Origin of the sequence: Colidextribacter sp. OB.20, from assembly GCF_009911595.1 — a bacterium.
In the GTDB taxonomy this organism is placed as follows: Bacteria; Bacillota; Clostridia; order Oscillospirales; family Oscillospiraceae; genus Lawsonibacter.
On the sequence record NZ_QWKG01000049.1, the window covers coordinates 13,750 to 30,970 of the forward strand.

General features: G+C 63.6%; 18 protein-coding genes. 9 read left to right on the forward strand and 9 right to left on the reverse strand.

Translation table 11 applies throughout. The features are described from left to right. Position 1 precedes the first annotated feature (1 nt). The 7 genes from D1641_RS12500 to D1641_RS12530 all read right to left on the reverse strand — a co-directional run bounded on the left by D1641_RS12500 (position 2) and on the right by D1641_RS12530 (position 3,968). The gene (locus tag D1641_RS12500; protein ID WP_160666201.1) at positions 2–226 is read right to left on the reverse strand and encodes a hypothetical protein; all 225 of its coding nucleotides are present in this window, start codon (positions 224–226) and stop codon (positions 2–4) included. Continuing rightward, positions 223–1,125 carry a hypothetical protein gene (locus D1641_RS12505; protein WP_160666203.1) on the reverse strand — a complete coding sequence of 301 codons (903 nt, stop codon included), beginning with the start codon at positions 1,123–1,125 and terminating at the stop codon, positions 223–225. Before D1641_RS12505 ends, D1641_RS12500 begins: the two co-directional genes overlap by 4 nt. Before the next feature lie 208 nt (positions 1,126–1,333). After that, complete coding sequence (locus tag D1641_RS12510; RefSeq protein WP_160666205.1) at positions 1,334–2,044, reverse strand: hypothetical protein; 711 nt, start codon at positions 2,042–2,044, stop codon at positions 1,334–1,336. 5 nt (positions 2,045–2,049) lie between these two features. Then, complete coding sequence (locus tag D1641_RS12515) at positions 2,050–2,439, reverse strand: hypothetical protein (RefSeq protein ID WP_160666207.1); 390 nt, start codon at positions 2,437–2,439, stop codon at positions 2,050–2,052. 3 nt (positions 2,440–2,442) lie between these two features. Further along, positions 2,443–2,883 carry an XF1762 family protein gene (locus tag D1641_RS12520; RefSeq protein WP_160666209.1) on the reverse strand — a complete coding sequence of 147 codons (441 nt, stop codon included), beginning with the start codon at positions 2,881–2,883 and terminating at the stop codon, positions 2,443–2,445. Between the two features lie 150 nt (positions 2,884–3,033). Next, positions 3,034–3,696, reverse strand: coding sequence for a hypothetical protein (locus D1641_RS12525; RefSeq protein WP_160666211.1), 663 nt, complete (start codon positions 3,694–3,696; stop codon positions 3,034–3,036). Continuing rightward, positions 3,693–3,968 carry a helix-turn-helix domain-containing protein gene (locus D1641_RS12530; RefSeq protein ID WP_160267065.1) on the reverse strand — a complete coding sequence of 92 codons (276 nt, stop codon included), beginning with the start codon at positions 3,966–3,968 and terminating at the stop codon, positions 3,693–3,695. Before D1641_RS12530 ends, D1641_RS12525 begins: the two co-directional genes overlap by 4 nt. A 211-nt stretch (positions 3,969–4,179) precedes the next feature. Between D1641_RS12530 and recJ the strand changes: the two genes are divergently transcribed. The 5 genes from recJ to D1641_RS12555 all read left to right on the forward strand — a co-directional run bounded on the left by recJ (position 4,180) and on the right by D1641_RS12555 (position 10,259). Then, positions 4,180–6,249 (forward strand): single-stranded-DNA-specific exonuclease RecJ, encoded by a 2,070-nt coding sequence (recJ, locus tag D1641_RS12535; protein WP_160666213.1) that lies wholly within the window; start codon positions 4,180–4,182, stop codon positions 6,247–6,249. A gap of 103 nt (positions 6,250–6,352) precedes the next feature. Beyond that, complete coding sequence (locus D1641_RS12540; RefSeq protein ID WP_160666215.1) at positions 6,353–8,590, forward strand: bifunctional (p)ppGpp synthetase/guanosine-3',5'-bis(diphosphate) 3'-pyrophosphohydrolase; 2,238 nt, start codon at positions 6,353–6,355, stop codon at positions 8,588–8,590. 115 nt (positions 8,591–8,705) lie between these two features. Further along, positions 8,706–9,149 (forward strand): D-aminoacyl-tRNA deacylase, encoded by a 444-nt coding sequence (dtd, locus tag D1641_RS12545; RefSeq protein ID WP_160666217.1) that lies wholly within the window; start codon positions 8,706–8,708, stop codon positions 9,147–9,149. An 81-nt stretch (positions 9,150–9,230) separates the two neighbouring features. Further along, positions 9,231–9,638, forward strand: a complete 408-nt coding sequence (locus tag D1641_RS12550) for a hypothetical protein (RefSeq protein WP_160666219.1) — start codon at positions 9,231–9,233, stop codon at positions 9,636–9,638. Positions 9,639–9,653: 15 nt separating this feature from the next. Then, positions 9,654–10,259: an MBL fold metallo-hydrolase gene (locus tag D1641_RS12555; RefSeq protein ID WP_160666221.1), complete on the forward strand. Its 606-nt coding sequence runs from the start codon at positions 9,654–9,656 to the stop codon at positions 10,257–10,259. A gap of 319 nt (positions 10,260–10,578) precedes the next feature. On the opposite strand, the gene D1641_RS12560 is transcribed toward D1641_RS12555, so the two are convergent. Continuing rightward, complete coding sequence (locus D1641_RS12560) at positions 10,579–10,845, reverse strand: hypothetical protein (protein WP_160666223.1); 267 nt, start codon at positions 10,843–10,845, stop codon at positions 10,579–10,581. An 81-nt stretch (positions 10,846–10,926) separates the two neighbouring features. On the opposite strand from D1641_RS12560, the gene D1641_RS12565 reads away from it, so the two are divergent. The 4 genes from D1641_RS12565 (at position 10,927) to D1641_RS12580 (ending at position 15,550) form a co-directional block, all read left to right on the forward strand. After that, positions 10,927–11,148: a helix-turn-helix transcriptional regulator gene (locus D1641_RS12565; RefSeq protein WP_160666225.1), complete on the forward strand. Its 222-nt coding sequence runs from the start codon at positions 10,927–10,929 to the stop codon at positions 11,146–11,148. Next, positions 11,145–12,671, forward strand: coding sequence for a coproporphyrinogen dehydrogenase HemZ (hemZ, locus tag D1641_RS12570; protein ID WP_347707433.1), 1,527 nt, complete (start codon positions 11,145–11,147; stop codon positions 12,669–12,671). The genes D1641_RS12565 and hemZ overlap by 4 nt, the downstream gene beginning before the upstream one ends. A 29-nt stretch (positions 12,672–12,700) precedes the next feature. Beyond that, positions 12,701–13,639 carry a nucleoside kinase gene (locus D1641_RS12575; RefSeq protein ID WP_160666227.1) on the forward strand — a complete coding sequence of 313 codons (939 nt, stop codon included), beginning with the start codon at positions 12,701–12,703 and terminating at the stop codon, positions 13,637–13,639. Positions 13,640–13,702: 63 nt separating this feature from the next. After that, positions 13,703–15,550 carry a glycoside hydrolase family 13 protein gene (locus D1641_RS12580; RefSeq protein WP_160666229.1) on the forward strand — a complete coding sequence of 616 codons (1,848 nt, stop codon included), beginning with the start codon at positions 13,703–13,705 and terminating at the stop codon, positions 15,548–15,550. Positions 15,551–15,656: 106 nt separating this feature from the next. Here D1641_RS12580 and D1641_RS12585 read toward each other — a convergent pair. Continuing rightward, positions 15,657–17,221 (reverse strand): cation-transporting P-type ATPase (locus tag D1641_RS12585; RefSeq protein ID WP_160666231.1); only part of this gene is annotated, 1,565 nt, incomplete at its 5' end.

The following is a 17,221-nucleotide window of genomic DNA, read 5'->3' on the forward strand; positions in this document are numbered from 1 at the left end:
CTTAAAATCTCCCATCTCTTTTCGCCTTTATGGCCTCACGCAAAAACGATTTCAGGTGTTCTCCATGCAGCGCCGTGTCCCCGCTGAACTCGCCGTATATTTCCACATCTTCTACTGTTAGCGGCCAGCGTTCTATGACGTTCAATACCCGTGCGGCTTCCGGCGCAATCTCGACAAACGCCGTGTTCAGACGTTCGATTAGCTCCTGGCTTTTAATTTCCTTCACCCCCTCTTTGGGTCAAACTTGTAAAAATCCGGCTCCGCCCGGAAAACAAGGCGGTTGTTGCACCACCGCTGGAGCAGGCGTATTTCGCGCGGCGCGTTTGGCTTGTCGTAAATCATCACATACGGGTCAAACCCCATATCGCGCAGGGTGTAGATACGGTATAGGTTTTCCTCCATGGTGGTGTCGTAGTTGGTCAGGACGTAGACCGACCCAAACTTCCCGTGCCGGTTTTTCTTCCCGTGTTCCACATACCGCCGCAGGCCCCGCAGCACGGCATCGCTCTCCGCCATGTAGTCCCAGGCGAAATGAATTTCTTTCAGCCTCACCGCGCCGATAGCTCCGATATTCTCCGCCGTCAGCAGGCGGCAGTCCAGTCCTTGTGTGAAGTCCACCCATGCGCCGCTGTCCGCAAGCTGTCCCAGCAGGTCCATGTGTTCCCGGCAGGCCAGCAGGTTAGGGTCCAACAGCTTGATTTCCTTCTGTCCCCGCCACCACTCGGACAGGTCTGCCACCTTCCGGGCGGCGCGTCCCTCTTTTCTGGCAACGATGCAGAACGAACACCCGCGAGGGCATCCCCGCGTCAGGAATCCGTAGGCGGTTTCGCGGGTCAGCTCCGGGTACATGGAATAGTCCGGGTAGATATGCTCCACCTCGTCCGGGAGGTGGTTGTCCAGGCCGTAGCCCGTCCCGCCCTTGATAATCTCGCGGGCGTTCAGCGGCTCCGGGATGTCCGGGGAATACGTCTCGTCAAAGACCTTGCTCATATACACCCGGTCATACTCCCCGAATCCCCACCACCATTCCACCGCGTCGCCCTGCGCCTTGTGCCAGGCGGACAGTTTCATTAAGGCGAGATTAGGCCAGTTGTGCCCGTCCACGTCAATCAGGCCGATTGTCATTCCGTCACCGCCTCCCGACACATCTTCGGACACCACGCCGGTATATAGGGTAGGAGGTAGGTAGTCCCCATGTGATAGCCCTTGCGTTTCCCCGGCGCAAAGCATCGGAAAGCAATAGTCTTTTCGCTGTAGCTCCCCTTGACCGGCCACGGCTCCGTCCGTATGTACTCGCACCCTTCGCACGTCCTGGACCAGTCCGCCCCGCTACTCACGGCTTGTCCATTTCCGCCCGCAGGCTGTCCTTGATGTAGTAGTCCAGGCCCATTTCTTCGCACGCAGCCACGGCCTCCCGCCCAAACTTCGCCCAGTCAATGTCCGACGGGTGATAGTTCATCTTCCCGATTTTCACCCGGTCGATGAAGTAGGCGCACCCCTTAATGCAGTCCAGCACCGCCGCCGGGTCAAGGACCGGCTCGAACGATACCCATGTGTTGATACCCTTGCACTTCGCCGTCTCCATGTTATACAGCCGGTCCGCCGGTCTGGCCGCGCACGGCTCCGCCCTGTTTGCCATAGGCACGTCGCAGGAGATAGTCACGCCGTACCAATCGCCGCCATCCAGCAGGTCAAAGTCCCGGCTTCCGTCGCCCTTGGTCAAAATCTGGACGTGGTTGCCGAACTCCTTCAACGTCTGAATGACCTCCCGCGTGGCCGTCGTGTCGTGGCCGATAGGGTACGGGTCGCAGGTGAAGCACAGGTGGACCAGCTTCCCGGTAATCTGCTCCCGCTCCAACTGCCTCCGCAGTTCGGTCACGATGTCCTTACGCGGCCCCACGCAGGAGTGAAACGCCTCCCGGTCCCGGTGGAGGACCTGGGGCGCGAAACAGTAGTAACAGCGGTGGGGGCATCCGGTGTAGATGTTCACGGCATAGTCGCCGTACTCCGCCGCCGCGCCCTTCGGTTTGTAGATGGTGTTCATGCCCGCTACCTCCTGTTCCAAAAATCGTCGATTGCTTTGTGGCACGGCTCCGGTCCGCCCGCGCTTACCCAGTCCTCGAACACTTCCCGGCGTTCCTTCCGCCGCTGCACGTCCTCTTCCTTGTAGTTCCGGTGCAAAGTGTCCCGGTCGTGGAGCTGGTAGATATGCCCCGCCGCTCCGTGCATGGCAATATCAATCTGGATGCACCCGCTTCCACTCATGTCCGGGTGTATTTCGATTTCCAAATTGCCCATCGTCATTTCATAGAACCCTTCGGAATTGTGCCAGCTCCCTTGTTTCAGGCCCTTTGCCGTCCCGAACTCCTGCACGGCCAGCCGCCGCGCCGTCGCCATCGTCAGCCGGAAGCCGCCGGGGTATTCTTTTTTCCTTGCCACATGTCAGCCCTCCTTTTCAAATCTGATTTTCATTTGCGCCGGGTAAAGGTCTACTTCCGGGCGGCGCTTTCCAGTCCACCGCAGGCCACCAGCTTGTCCCACGCATTTCCATCCGGCGGCGCGCAGGCTTGCCCCATTTTCGCTCTCCAGGATGTATGTCACCAGTCGTTTATAGCCCATGGCGCGGGCCGCTCTCCATGCGGCGGCATATAGCATGGAACAGGCATTGCGGCTCCCATCTGTGCAAAGCCGGTTGACCTCCAGCGTCCACCCGTCGTCCAGGTGCCGGGCAACCGGACGGCCTACAATAGCAACGCCCACGATTTTCTCTCCGTCAGATAGGCCGATAGAAAACTTGTGGCCCACGACAGGTCCGTGGTGCCGGTGGTTCTGCTCCACAAAGGCGTTTGCCTCTTTCAGTGTCATAGGTACAACTTCAAGCATTTTTCCGTCTCTTCTCCCGTGGCTCAAAGCACGCCTGGGTAAGCGGTTCCGGGCGTTTCCCCTCGTCCTCCCACAAGTGACAGCACGGGAACGGGTTGTACCCCTCCTTCGTAACCATCACCGTGTAGAAGTGACGGCACTTCTTACACTTCACGCCTGCTTCTCCCGCTCCGCCGCGTTCAGGCGCTTCACTTCCGCCATTGCGGCCTTGTAGTCGTCGTAGACCTTTATGGTTTTCCCGTAGTCCCTGTATACCATGTCGCGGAAGTCCGATTGCCGCATCTGCAAACTGCCGCCCCACCGCTCCGTGCTGTTTGTCTGCTTGAATGTAAGCGATAAGCCGTACTGGTTTACACTGATACTTTCCAGCACCCACTTTGCGACGGAGTAGACCGTCGTTGTGCCGACAACCTCTTTCTCGCGCCAGTCTCCCTTGCACCTGGGACAAGCGTACTCGACGCCCTTAATGGTCACTTTCCCCGTGTTGTCACAGCAGACGCAGGGGGCGCGCGTCTCCTTCTGCTTCCCGGCCACGGTGTAATACTCCCGGTCCCACAGGATAGGGAACGCCGCCTTGACCCTGATAGACAGGCCCGGCACCTCGCCCTGCTTCTCGCCCAGTTTCAGCCACCACAGCGGATTGTTCCGCTCCGCCTTGTGCGGGCAGCGCTTCCCGTCGCAGTTCTCCCGCTCGCATTTGGCGCAGAACGCCTTGTGAAATGCGTCCTCCCACGGGCTGTCAATCACCGTAAGAGAGGCCAGCAATTCGCCCAGCGCCTCCGGCGTCTCCGCGAATTTCTCAAAGTTGGTCATGCTCCGTCCGCTCCTTTCTGGTCCGGCCCTTCTCCGGTCCTGCGCCCTCTCCGCTCGAAAGACTGCTGGATACGCAACTGCGCAAGGTCCGCATTATAGCGCATCCGCTGGTTCGGCAACCGGCTCCCGTCCTGGCCGCGCCGCAGCTCCGAGTAGATGGAGGATAGCGGGGCCTCCAGCTTGTCCGCGATTTCTTTTGCCTGAACACCGGCCTCCCAAAGTTTTTGAATGGTCCTCCGCTCTTCATAAGTGCGGGAAGTATAGCAAGCCATACCCTTTTCACCTCCTGCGGGCATAAAAAATAAGTCTGCCTGGACCTTAGTGGTCCCTGCAAACTTATAGTAGTGGCTGCCGCTGGGGCTGTTTTTTGTATTTTATCTTGAAAAACCCGATGCGCTCTGATATAATAGGCAAGTTAATAATGTAGGATTATGCCCTGCGTCAGGCGGAGGGCGTGTCTGCGGGGCGGGAGGTGACCACCGGGTGAAATACAAGCAGTGGCAGGTGGCCGCTCCCTGCCCGGAGGGGCAGCGGGCTCTGGAGCGGGCGGGCTATCCGCCCCTGCTGGCCGGGCTGCTGGCCGCCCGGGGGATTACCGGGCCGGAGGAGGCCGGGCGGCTGCTCTCCCCCGGATCGGAGCCCATCCCCGACCCCCTTCTGATGAAGGACATGGACCGGGCCGTCCGGCGGGTCCGGCAGGCCCTGGACCGGGGGGAGCGCATCGCCGTCTACGGAGACTACGACGTGGACGGCATCACCTCCACCTGTCTGCTCACCCAGCTGCTCACCGCCCGGGGGGGCGACGTCCTGCCCTATATCCCCAGCCGCCTGGAGGAGGGCTACGGACTGAACCGGGAGGCGGTCCACACCCTGGCCGGACAGGGTGTCTCCCTGATTATCACCGTGGACTGCGGCATTACCGCCGTGGAGGAGACCGCCCTGGCGGCCAGCCTGGGGCTGGACGTGGTAATCACCGACCACCACGCCTGCAAGGAGGAGCTGCCCGCCGCCGCCGCAGTGGTGAACCCCCGCCGGCCCGACTGCCCCTACCCCTTTAAGGGGCTGGCCGGGGTGGGCGTGGCCCTGATGCTGGCCCTGGCGGTGGTGGAGGAGCCGGAACGGCGGGCGGTCTTTCTCGAATTTTGTGATCTGGCCGCCGTGGGCACGGTGGCCGACGTGATGCCCATGACCGGGGCCAACCGGGCTATTGTCAGTCTGGGCCTTCAGCGGCTGTGTCCCCCCCGGCGGCTGGGGCTGGACAGCCTCATCCGGTGCGCCGGGCTGACCGACAAGCCGGTGACCTCCGTCTCGGTGGGCTATACTCTGGCCCCTCGGATCAACGCCTCCGGGCGGATGGGCATGGCGGAGGTGGCGGTGGAGCTCTTCCTCACCCATGACCCCGCCCGTGCGGAGGAGCTGGCCGCCCAGCTGTGTGAGCTGAACCGGGAGCGACAGGGCATCGAGGGGGAGATCTTCCAGCAGTGCGTGGAGCACCTGGAGCGCGCCCCCCAGCGGGGGGCCATTGTGCTGGCGGGCAGCCAGTGGCACCAGGGGGTGGTGGGCATTGTGGCCTCCCGCCTGGCGGAGAAATACGCCTGCCCCTGCTTTATGATCTGCCTGGACGGCGGCCTGGGCAAGGGCTCCTGCCGCTCCTGGGGGGATATTAACCTCTTCGAGCTGCTGTCCGCCTGCGCCCCGCTGCTGGAGAATTTCGGGGGCCACGCCTTGGCCGCCGGCTTCACGGTGAAGGAGGAGAACATCCCCGCCCTGGCCCAGGCCCTGCGCCGCCAGGTGGCAGACAGCTGCCACGGCCAGGCCCTTCCCTCGGTGCTGGATGTCGATCTGGCCGTCTCTCCCCGGCACCTGACGGTGGAAGCGGTGGAGGCCCTGGACCTGCTGGAGCCCTGCGGCACGGGCAATCCCAGGCCGGTGTTTCTCCTCCAGGGGGCCCAGGTCCACGCCATGGCCCAGGTGGGCCGGGGCCGGCACCTGAAGCTGCGGCTGGAGAGCCGGGGCGCGCCGCTGGACGCCATCTTCTTCTCCAGCCAGGGCTCGGAGCTGGGGCTATACCCCGGCTGCCGGGTGGACGTGGTGTTCTACCCCCAGATCAACGACTTCCGGGGTGTGCGGTCGGTCCAGCTCCAGGTGGTGGACCTGCGCCTTGCCCCCTCCCGGGCCCAGCTGGAGCGGGCCATTTATGAGAAATACAGGCAGGGGGAGCCCCTCACCAGCGAGGAGGCCCGGTTCCTGCTTCCCAGCCGGGGGGACTTTGTGGACCTGTACCGATGGCTGGAGCGCCAGTCCACCGCCAGCACCGTGGTGGAGGACACCCCCGCCCGCATCGCCCGGTCCGTGGCCCGGGCCACCCGGCAGAAGGAGGTGCCCGCCCGGACCATGCTCTGCCTGGAGGTGCTGGAGGAGCGGGGACTCATCGACCTGAAGCGCCGCACCGACCGCATCCAGATCACCCTGCGCCACGTGGAGCAGAAGGTGGATTTGGAGGCGTCGGAGATTATCAGGCGGCTGCGCCGGATTTTGGAGAGCGGTCTGTAGGGGGCGGCCTCCGCGCCGCTCCGTCCCCCCGCCGGCAGCAAAGCAGCGGGGCGGCACAGGGACCGCCCCCTACAGAGAACAAACCCGAAACCGAGGTGACAGTATGGACCCCATTTTAGAGAGCTATCACGCCCTGGAGCGGAAGGTGGTCGCTTACACGCCCAACCTGGACACCAAGCGGCTGTTTGACGCCTTCACCTACGCTGACGCCGCCCATCACGGCCAGCTGCGCAAGAGCGGCGAGCCCTATATCATCCACCCCATCGCCGTGGCGGAGATTGTGGCCGACCTGGAGCTGGACATCGACAGCGTGGTGGCCGCCCTGCTCCACGACTGCATTGAGGACACCGCCTCCACCCACGAGGAGATCGCCAAAAAGTTCAGCCCCACCGTGGCCGAGCTGGTGGAGGGGGTCACCAAGCTGACCAAGATGCAGTTCGTCACCAAGGAAGAGGAGCAGATGGAGAATCTGCGCAAGATGCTCATTGCCATGAGCCGGGATATCCGGGTGATTCTCATCAAAATCTGCGACCGGCTGCACAATATGCGCACCATGGAGTACCAGTCCCCCCGGAAGCAGCGGGAGAAGAGTCTGGAGACCATGGAAATTTACGCCCCCATCGCCCACCGCCTGGGCATGCAGAAGGTGAAGTGGGAGCTGGAGGACCTGGCCCTGCGCTATCTGGACCCGGTTGGCTACAAGGAGATCGAGGAGGAGCTCACCGAGCGCTCCTCCACCCATGAGGAGTTCCTGGCCGGCATTCAGCACCGCATTGAGCAGCGCCTGAAGCAGGAGGGGCTGAACTGCACCATCTACGGCCGGGTGAAGCACATCTACTCCATCTACCGCAAGATGTTTGCCCAGAACAAGACGCTGGACGAAATTTTTGACCTGTACGCCTTCCGGGTCATTGTCAACGACATCCCGGAGTGCTACAATGTGCTGGGCTGTATCCACGACATGTTCAAGCCGGTGCTGGGCCGGTTCAAGGACTATATTGGCACCCCCAAGCCCAACATGTATCAGTCCCTCCACACCACCGTCATCGGCCGGGAGGGCATCCCCTTCGAGGTGCAGATCAGGACCTGGGAGATGCACCAGACCGCCGAGTACGGCGTGGCCGCCCACTGGAAGTATAAGCAGGGGATGGCCAACCAGCACCTGGGCACCGAGCAGGAGTTCGAGTGGGTGCGCAAGCTGCTGGAGAACCAGCAGGACGCCGACGCCGAGGAGTTTGTCTCCACCCTGAAGGTGGACCTCTTCGCCGACGAGGTCTTTGTCTTTACCCCCAACGGCGACGTGAAGAGCCTGCCCCAGGGGGCCACCCCCATCGACTTCGCCTACAACATCCACTCCGCCATCGGCAACACCATGGTGGGCGCCCGGGTGAACGGCAGGATGGTGCCCTACGACTACAAGCTGTCCAACGGCGACATTGTGGAGGTGCTCACCTCCAAATCGGCCAAGGGTCCCAGCCGGGACTGGCTCAACCTGTGCAAATCCAACGAGGCCCGGAACAAGATCCGCCAGTGGTTCAAAAAGGAGCGGCGGGAGGAGAATATCGCCACCGGCCGGGCGGCGTTTGAGTCTGAGCTGAAGCACTACAAGCTGCCTCTGTCCGCCATCACCGGCGAGGAGGTCCTCCCCCACCTGCTCCACAAGCTGCGCTGCGGCACCCTGGATGAGCTGTACGCCGCCATTGGCTACGGGGGCACCACCGCCGCCAAATCGGTGGCCCGTATCCGGGATGAGCTCCAGCGGCTGGGCCGGCTCCAGGCGGAGAAGGCGGCCGCCGCCGCCCGCACCCTGGAGGAGAGCGTCATCATGCCGGGCAACGCCGCCCCCTCTGAGCACCACGGCCCGGTCAAAAGCGGCCGCTCCGACTCAGGCATCATCGTGGAGGGGCTGGGGAACTGCCTGGTGAAGTTCGCCAAGTGCTGCACCCCCGTCCCCGGCGACCCGGTGATCGGCTTCATCACCCGGGGCTACGGCGTGTCTGTCCACCGGGCCGACTGCCCCAACGCCGCCCCCGACAAGCGCAGGCCCGAGGAGGCGGACCGCTGGGTCAAGGTCTCCTGGGTGGAGAGCAAGCTGCCCAACTACAAGACCTCCCTGGAGCTTTCCGCCAAGGACCGGGACAATCTCACCCTGGATGTGGCTATGGCCCTGTCCACTGCCAAGGTGAAGGTTTCCGCCCTGGCCGCCCGCTCCCTGCCCGACGGCCATGCCACCATCTCCATCGTGGTGGAGGTGAAGGACAAGGGAGAGCTGGAGGGGGTCATCAACAAGCTGAACAACATTCAGGGGGTCTACCACGTGGCGAGGGCCTCGGGGAAATAGACGCCTGTAGGGGCCGACGACCTCGGCGGCCCGATGTTCAGGGCATAGAGGGCAATAAAAGCGGCGCGCCGGGGTCGTCGCGCCCTACAAAATTACCAACAAAGGACGTGATCCCATGCGCGCGGTAGTTACCCGGGTGACCTCCGCCTCCGTCACCATCGGCGGGACAGTGGAGGGGGCCATCGGGAAGGGCTTTCTGGTCCTTTTGGGCGTGGGCCCGGAGGACACCCAGGCCACAGGGGATAAGCTGGCAGAAAAGATATGCAACCTTCGGGTATTCGAGGATGAGAACGGCAAGATGAACCTGGACCTGGCCCAGGTGGGGGGTGCGCTGCTGGTGGTGTCTCAGTTCACCCTGTACGCCGACACCTCCTCCCGCCGCCCCGGCTTCTCCAAGGCCGCCAAGCCCGAGCTGGCCGTTCAGCTCTACGAGTGGTTCCTGGAGCGGTGCCGGGAGCGGGGCTTCCAGGTGGAGCACGGACAGTTCGGGGCCGACATGCAGGTGGAATCGGTGAACGACGGGCCGGTGACCATCCTGTTTGATACAGATAAAGCGTAGGGGTGCACATTGTGCGCCCGCGCCAAAGCGGCAGACGAAGAACGGGCGGACAATGTCCGCTCCTGCAAAGGAGGTTCCCCTATGTTTTTCTTCGGCAAAAAGAAACATCACCCCGGCCAGCCCCATCCGGACTGGCCCTGGACGCTGAACGTTGGCGGGGAGCTCTGGCCCGAGTTCGACACCTGGGAGATGATTGTCTCCGAGCTGCGGGAGCTGAACCTGGAGGACCCGGACAGCTTTCTCATTCTGGAGCAGAAGGACCCTGGCGACCCCAAGAGCTACTGGTTTATCCAGAGCGCCATGAACCGGGCGGGGCCCCGACCCGGCTGGTATACCGTAGAGATCGGCTGGGGCTCCCGGCAGGGGATGGCCCTGTGGGATCTGGATGTGCGGACTGTGGAGGAGGTCATCCCATATTTCCGCGCCGCCTACGACCGCAAGCCGGTGGACCGCTCCGGATTTGAAGACGTGTCTGACATGCTGGGCTGAACAGGAGGTACTTTTATGCGGGTGAAAATGATGCAGGTGGGGCCCATCGGCACCAACTGCTATATCCTGGAGGAGGATAAAAAAATCGCGGTCATCGACCCGGGGGACGAGGCGGAGCGCATCCTGTCCGTTTTGAAGGAGACGGAGGGGGCGGTGGAGTACATCCTCCTCACCCACGGTCACTACGACCACACTACTGCCGTGCCTGAGCTGCACGAGGCCCTGCCCGAGGCGAAGATCTATATACACCGGGCTGACGCCAACGGGGCGGGGAACACCCTCTTCCCCCTGGCGGGGCAGGTGGAGGGCCTGCTGTTCTACGGCGAGGGGGACGCCCTCCCTCTGGGCTCCCTGACGGTGGAGGTCCTCCACACCCCGGGCCACTCCCCCGGCTCCGTCACCCTCAAGGCGGGCGAGGCGCTCTTCACTGGGGACACCCTCTTCGCCGGCTCCATGGGCCGCACCGACCTGCCCGGCGGGGACGAGGGGGAGATCATGGCCTCCCTCAAACGCCTGGGCGGGCTGGAGGGCAATTTTCACGTCCTCCCCGGCCACATGGGCGCCTCTGAGCTGGACCGGGAGCGGAGGTCCAACCCCTACCTGCGCATGGCGATGGGATAGAAGGAACCCCCGTCCCGCCGCAGCGGCAAGCCTCCTTTTTAAAGGAGGTGGCATCCGCGAAGCGGATGACGGAGGATTGTATTTTGGCGCAGCCAAAATATGCGAAGCATACGAGGGTTTTGAGCCTCTGTAGGGGCGGACATTGTCCGCCCGCTTTTTGGAGCTGGCCTGTTAATGACGGGCGCACAATGTGCGCCCCTACACAGAGGGTACAAACCTTGTTTACTTTGTATGTTCGCTTCGCGAACGCAATCCTCAGTCAGCCTTCGGCTGACAGCTCCTTTCCAAAGGAGCCTTATCCCTGCGGGGGAAGAAGGGCTTACCCAGCCAGTTCCCGGAGCAGTTTTTGCCGCAGCCCCAGGCCGAAGAGGTAGCAGGCGCGGGCTTCGGCGGCCAGGTGCCAGTTCAGGGCCTCCTCGAAGCGGCTGAACTGCTCGTAGCCGATCAGGCCGGCCAGCTCCTGGGCGGCCTGGTTATACTCCTGCTCCGCCTGGACGTACTTGGGCAGGCTGTTGCAGAAGCTGGCGATTTCCGCAGGAATTTCCGGGTTGTCAAGGAATAAGATTTGAAGTATAGTTTGGTTCATGGTAGATACCTCTTTTCGTCGAAGTTATCTTTCGTGTATTTTTATTGTACCAGAATGAACCGTTCGTGTCAAGGAGTTTTTATGATTATTGTTCGTGAGCGCCTGAAGTTACTCCGTAAAGAGAAAAAACTGACACAAGTTCAAGTTGCGGAGTTTTTGAAAGTAACTCCAAGAGCATATCAATATTATGAGGGTGGCAGCCATATTCCTGAACTCCCCAATCTGGTCGCCTTAGCTGATTTCTATGATGTCAGCATGGATTACCTAATTGGCCGCAGCGAGACAAGGGAGAGACAGCCGTGAAGCTGTATTTTCAGACCACCAACTTCCCCTGGTCCCCGGAGCGGTATCACTACGCCGCCGAGCAGATGATGCTCACCCTCTTTCCGGGGGAGAAGCCGGAGTATCCGGAGGGTCCCCTCCCCAAGCTCCTGGGCGAAGAGGAAAACGCGGTTATTTTCACCCTCCGCCGGGGAAAGACCCTGACCAGCGTCAGCGCCCTGGTGTTCCGACACCGGGAGCGCTTCGACGGGGTGCGCCGCTTCCCCTCGGAGAAGCTGGACGAGGCTCCGGAGGCGGTCTACCACACCGTTCAGCACGCCTTGAAGCTTGCCTTCTACAAGGCGGGCACCGCCCTGCTGGGGTATGAGCCCCCCTGGGGGGCCCTCACCGGGGTGCGCCCGGTGAAGCTGCCCACCCGGGCCATTCTGGCGGGGAAAACCCCGAAGCAGGCGGAGGCGGAGCTGAGGAAGGAGTATTTTGTCTCCCCGGAGCGGGCGCGGCTGGCGGTGGACTGCGCCCGGGCCAGCGCGGGGGCGCAGCGGACTCTGAGGCCCGGCGAGGTCTCGCTGTATGTGGGCATTCCCTTCTGCCCCAGCCGGTGCGCCTACTGCTCCTTTGTCTCCGCCGACGTGGGCCGGACGCTCCACATGGTGGAGCCCTACCTGGAGGGGCTGCTCCGGGAGACGGCGGAGACAGGCCGGGTGCTGAAGGAGCTGGGGCTGTCGGTCCGCTCCTTCTATATGGGGGGCGGCACCCCCACCGCCCTGAGCGCGGACCAGCTGGACCGGCTGCTGTCCCAATGTGAGGCATGCCTCCCCCTGGACGGCTGTACCGAGTACACTGTGGAGGCCGGCCGCCCCGACACCGTTACCCGGGAAAAGCTGGAGGTTTTGAAGCGTCACGGCACCGGCCGCGTGTCCATCAACCCCCAGACCCTGGAGGACCACGTGCTGGAGGGCATCGGCCGGCTGCACACCACCGGGCAGTTCCGCCGGGCCTATGAGCTGGCCCGGGAAATGGGCTTCGCCTGCGTCAATATGGACCTGATCGCCGGCCTGCCCCGGGACTCCTTCGACGGCTTCCGGCGCTCCCTGGAGGAGGTGCTGGCCATGGCCCCGGAGAACGTCACCGTCCACACACTGGCCCTGAAGAAGGGCTCCCGGCTGATGGAGGGGGAGAACGCGGATTCCATGCCCGGCGGGGGCGAGGTGGCCCGGATGCTGGACTTCTCCCGTGAGATTTTGACAACGAAAGGTTATATCCCCTACTATTTATACCGGCAGAAATATATGTCTGGCTCCCTGGAGAACGTGGGCTGGGCCAGGCCGGGGACCGAGAGCCTGTATAACATCGTGATGATGGAGGAGCTGCACACCGTCATCTCCCTGGGCTGCGGCGGAGTGACCAAGCTCATCGGAGATGGGGCGCTCTCCCGCCTCACCAATCCCAAGTACCCCCAGGACTACCTGTCCGGGCTGGAGAAGGTGCTGGGACAGAAGGAAGAAATTCGGAAGTTTTATCAAAGGCAGGGGGCGGGCCCCTAAAAAGCACCGCCCAAGAGAGGAGCGTCTCTATGGCCTACCAACTACAGGAGATCAACCGGCGCGTCCGGACGGATGTGGCGGAGTTTCTGGCTGAGTGCGACCTGAACTACGCCCAGCGGGTGTCCCTGGCGGCGGACAGGATTCTGTCCAACCTGGAGCGCAGCCCCATTGTGCTGCTGTCGGGGCCCTCAGGCTCGGGCAAGACCACCACAGCCATGAAAATTGCCGAGGAGCTGCGCCGCCGGGGGGTGAACTCCCACGCGGTGGCTATGGACAACTATTTTGTCACCCTGAACCCGGAAACCGCCCCCCGCACCCCGGAGGGGGACATCGACTATGAGTCCCCCCTGTTCCTGGACATGGAGCTGCTGGACCGGCACTTCACCGCTCTGTCCCAGGGGAAGGAAATTCTGGTTCCCCGGTATGAGTTTGCCCGGCAGATGCGCAACGACAGCCTGGGCACCCCCCTCCGCCTGGAGAAAAACGAGATCGCCATCTTTGAGGGCATCCACGCCCTCAACAACGACATCACCTCACGGCATCCGGAGGCGGCCAAGCTGTATATCTCCGCCCGCTCCAATGTGAATGAGGGCTCCGCCCTGCGCTTCAAGGGCACCTGGATGCGGCTGACCCGCCGGGCCGTCCGGGATTACAGCTTCCGGGGCGCCGGGGTGGCCCAGACCCTGAGCATGTGGGCCAATGTCCGCCGGGGGGAGAAGCTGTATATCTCCCCCTACCGGGGCAAGGCGGATATCATCTTTGACTCCTCCCTGCCCTACGAGGTGCCTGTGATGAAGCACTACGCCGCCCCCCTGCTCCAGAGCGTCCCCCAAGACAACGAGCGCCAGGGTGAGCTGCTGGAGCTGGTGGCCGCCTTCGACTACTTCGACGCCGTTGACCCCGCTCTGGTGGCGAAAGACTCCCTGCTGCGGGAGTTCATCGGCGGCGGGAGCTATCAGTACCATTGACGCCCGCCGGCGCATACCCGGAAAACGGCGCGCCCTACAGATCCTGAACACGGAGTGATTCCAATGCCATATTTGCCCACCTACGACTCCCGGGACCCCCGATATAAAACGCCCTACGGCGCAGCGGCCTCCGGAACGCAGGTACAGTTTACCCTTCGCCCCCCCCGAAAGGAATGCTTCTGTCACGCGAGCCTGGCCGCCCGCTTTGAGAGCCGGCACAACGAGATTGTTGTCATGAAAATGCCCTGGAAGGGCCACAATCTGGGCCGGGATGAGTTCTCGACGGCCCTGGATACCGCCGGCTATGTGGGGCTGGTGTGGTACTCCTTCCGCCTGGAGCGGCTGGACGGACGCTGGACAGAGCTGGGCCCCTACCAGCTCACCGTTTACGACGGGGAGGAGACTGTCCCCACCTGGTTCGGCGAGGGGGTCACCTATCAGATTTTCCCCGACCGCTTCCGCCGCAGCCGCATCCCTGACCCGGAGGGGCTGGTGGGGGGACGTACCGTCCACCAGAGCTGGGAGGAGGCTCCGGAGTTCCTGCCCAACGACTACGGGGAGATCCGCAACCGGGACTTTTTTGGCGGGGACTTTCAGGGCGTTATAGAGAAGCTGGACTATCTGAAGGAGCTGGGGGTGGAAACGGTCTATTTCAACCCCATCTTTGAGGCGGCGGAGAACCACCGCTACGGCACCGCCGACTACAGCCGGGTGGACCCCATGCTGGGCACCAACGAGGACTTCACCCGTCTGTGCGACGAGGCCCACAGGCGGGGGATGCGGGTGATGCTGGACGGGGTATTCAATCACACCGGCTTTGTCAGCCGCTACTTCAACGGGGACGGCTTCTACCCGGAGACGGGGGCCTGTCAAAGTGAGGATTCCCCCTATCGCCCCTGGTTCAATTTCACCCAGTGGCCCAATAAATACGACAGCTGGTGGGGCATCTACTCCCTGCCCGCCGTCAATGAGAACAACCCCTCCTATCAGGAGTTTATCTTCGGCGGTGAGGACAGCGTGGTCCGCCGCTGGCTCCGGGCCGGGGCGGACGGCTGGCGGCTGGACGTGGCCGACGAGCTGCCCGACAGCTTTGTCCACGGCATCCACGAGGCCGCCCGGGCGGAGAAGCCCGACGCAGTGGTCATCGGCGAGGTGTGGGAGGACGGGTCCACCAAGGTGGCCTACGGCGTGCGCCGCAAGCACATCCTGGGAGGCCACTGCGACGGGCTGATGAACTACCCCCTGCGCTCGGCCATCCTGTCCTTCTTCCAGGGGGGCGGGGGCGAGGCCTTTGTGGAGGGGATGGAGACCATCCGGGAGAACTACCCCCCCTTCGCCTTCTACTCCGCCATGAACTCCCTGGACACCCACGACACCCCCCGCATCCTCACCCTGCTGGGGGCGGGCGGGGAGTACCGGGACCAGTCCAAGGAGTGGCGGGCCCGGTTCCGGCTGTCCCACAGACAGCGGCTCCGGGGCAGGCAGCTGCTCAAGGCCGCCGCTCTGCTGCTGTTCTGCTTCCCCGGCTCCCCTACGGTCTACTATGGGGACGAGGCGGGAATGGAGGGCTTCGAGGACCCCTTCAACCGTCAGACCTACCCCTGGGGCCGGGAGGATCGGGAGCTGATGGATTGGTATCGGACTCTGGGGAGGCTGCGCAAAGACCACCCCGCCCTGCGCCAGGGCGCTATCCGGTATATCTATGGCCGGGGGCCGCTGATGGCCTTTCTCAGGGAGATGGAGGAGGAGCGGCTGCTGTGCGTCTTTAACGCCGGGGACGAGGACCACGCCCTCACATTTGACGGGGGCAGACTGATTCCCCTGCTGGGCCAGCCCCAGTTCTCCCAGAAGGACGGGCTGTATACCGTCGCCCTCCCGCCCCGCTCCGGCGCGGTGTTTTCTGTGAGATAGATGTGTGCGGCGGCGCATTTTAACGTGATTTCACCGGAGCACAAAATGTATGTCAATAAAACAGCCCCGCCGGAAAGCGATGCTCGCCGGCGGGGCTGTTTTTTGGCTATTTGACCGCCTCCTCCGGGGCGGTCTCCTCCATACTTCTCCTGCGGCTGGATTTGGCCCACTCACAGATGGGGATGGGGGCCATAGCCAAGGCAAGGACGGTACACCACTGGGGGGCATTCATAGGGGTGACGGAGAACACCCCCTGGAGGGGCGGGATGAGCAGTACGGACAGCTGCATAGCCAGCCCCGCCAGGAAGGCCCGGTTCATGGCCGGGTTGGACAACACCCCCTGGGCGAAGAGGGAGCGGTCCTCGCTGCGGATATTGAAGGCGTGGAACAGCTGGCACAGGGTGAGGGTGGCGAAGGCCATGGTGTTGGCCGTGGCCCCCTCCATCCCCGGAGCCCCCAGCCAGCGCAGGCCCAGAAAATAGGCCGCCAGGGTGAGTCCCCCCACCATCAGCCCCTGCCAGGCCAGCCGGAAGGAGAAGTCTCTGTCAAAGAGCCCGGCGGAGGCGTCCCGGGGCTCCTCCTCCATGACCCCCTCCTCCACCGGCTCCACCCCCAGGGCCAGGGCGGGGAGGGAGTCAGTGACCAGGTTGAGCCACAGCAGCTGCACCGGCACCAGGGGCATCTGTCCGAAGCCCGCCACCGTGGCGGCGAAGATGGTGACGATCTCTCCGATATTGCAGGAGAGCAGATAGTGGATGGCCTTGCGGATGTTGGAGTAAATCCCCCGGCCCTCCTCGATGGCGGAGACGATGGTGGAAAAATTGTCGTCGGTGAGGATCATGTCCGCTGCCCCCTTAGCCACGTCGGTGCCCGTCCGGCCCATGGCGCAGCCGATGTCGGCGGCCTTCAGGGCGGGGGCGTCGTTCACCCCGTCCCCTGTCATGGCTACCACCTGTCCCTGCTTCTGCCAGGCCTGGACAATGCGCATCTTGTGCTCCGGGGAGACCCGGGCAAAGACGGCGAAGCGCTGGATGTCGTTCTCCAGCACCTCCTGAGGCATAAAGTCCAGCTCCGCCCCGGTGACTGTCCAGTCCCCCGGCCGGGCAATGTCCAGCTCCCGGGCCACCGCCAGGGCGGTGGAGCGGTGGTCGCCGGTAATCATCACCGGCCGCACCCCCGCCAGGTGGCACTTGGACACCGCAGCGCGGACCTCGGGCCGGGGCGGGTCCATCAGGCCGAAGAGGCCCAAAAAGGTGAGGCTCCGCTCCATATCCTCCGGCTCCAGCCGGCCAGGCAGGCGGTCCAGCTCACGCCGGGCCACGGCGATGACCCGCAGGGCCTTGCCGGCCATCTCCTCGTTGGCGGCGGTGATCCGGGCCCGGTCGCTCTGGGTAATGGGTCCCCGGGGGGTGGCGGAGCACCGCTCCAGCAGCACGTCGGGGGCCCCCTTCACGAAGGCGGTCCACCCCCCCTCCTCCCGGGTATGTACGGTGGTCATCAGCTTGCGGGTGGAGTCGAAGGGGATGTCGGCCGCCCGGGGAAGGCGCTCCAGCTCCCGGGCCTGATCCACCCCCTCCCGGGCGGCGGCCACTACCAGCGCCCCCTCGGTGGGGTCGCCGGAGGCGGTGGGAGCCCCGGCCTTCCAGGCGAGCCGGGCGTCGGAGCAGAGGC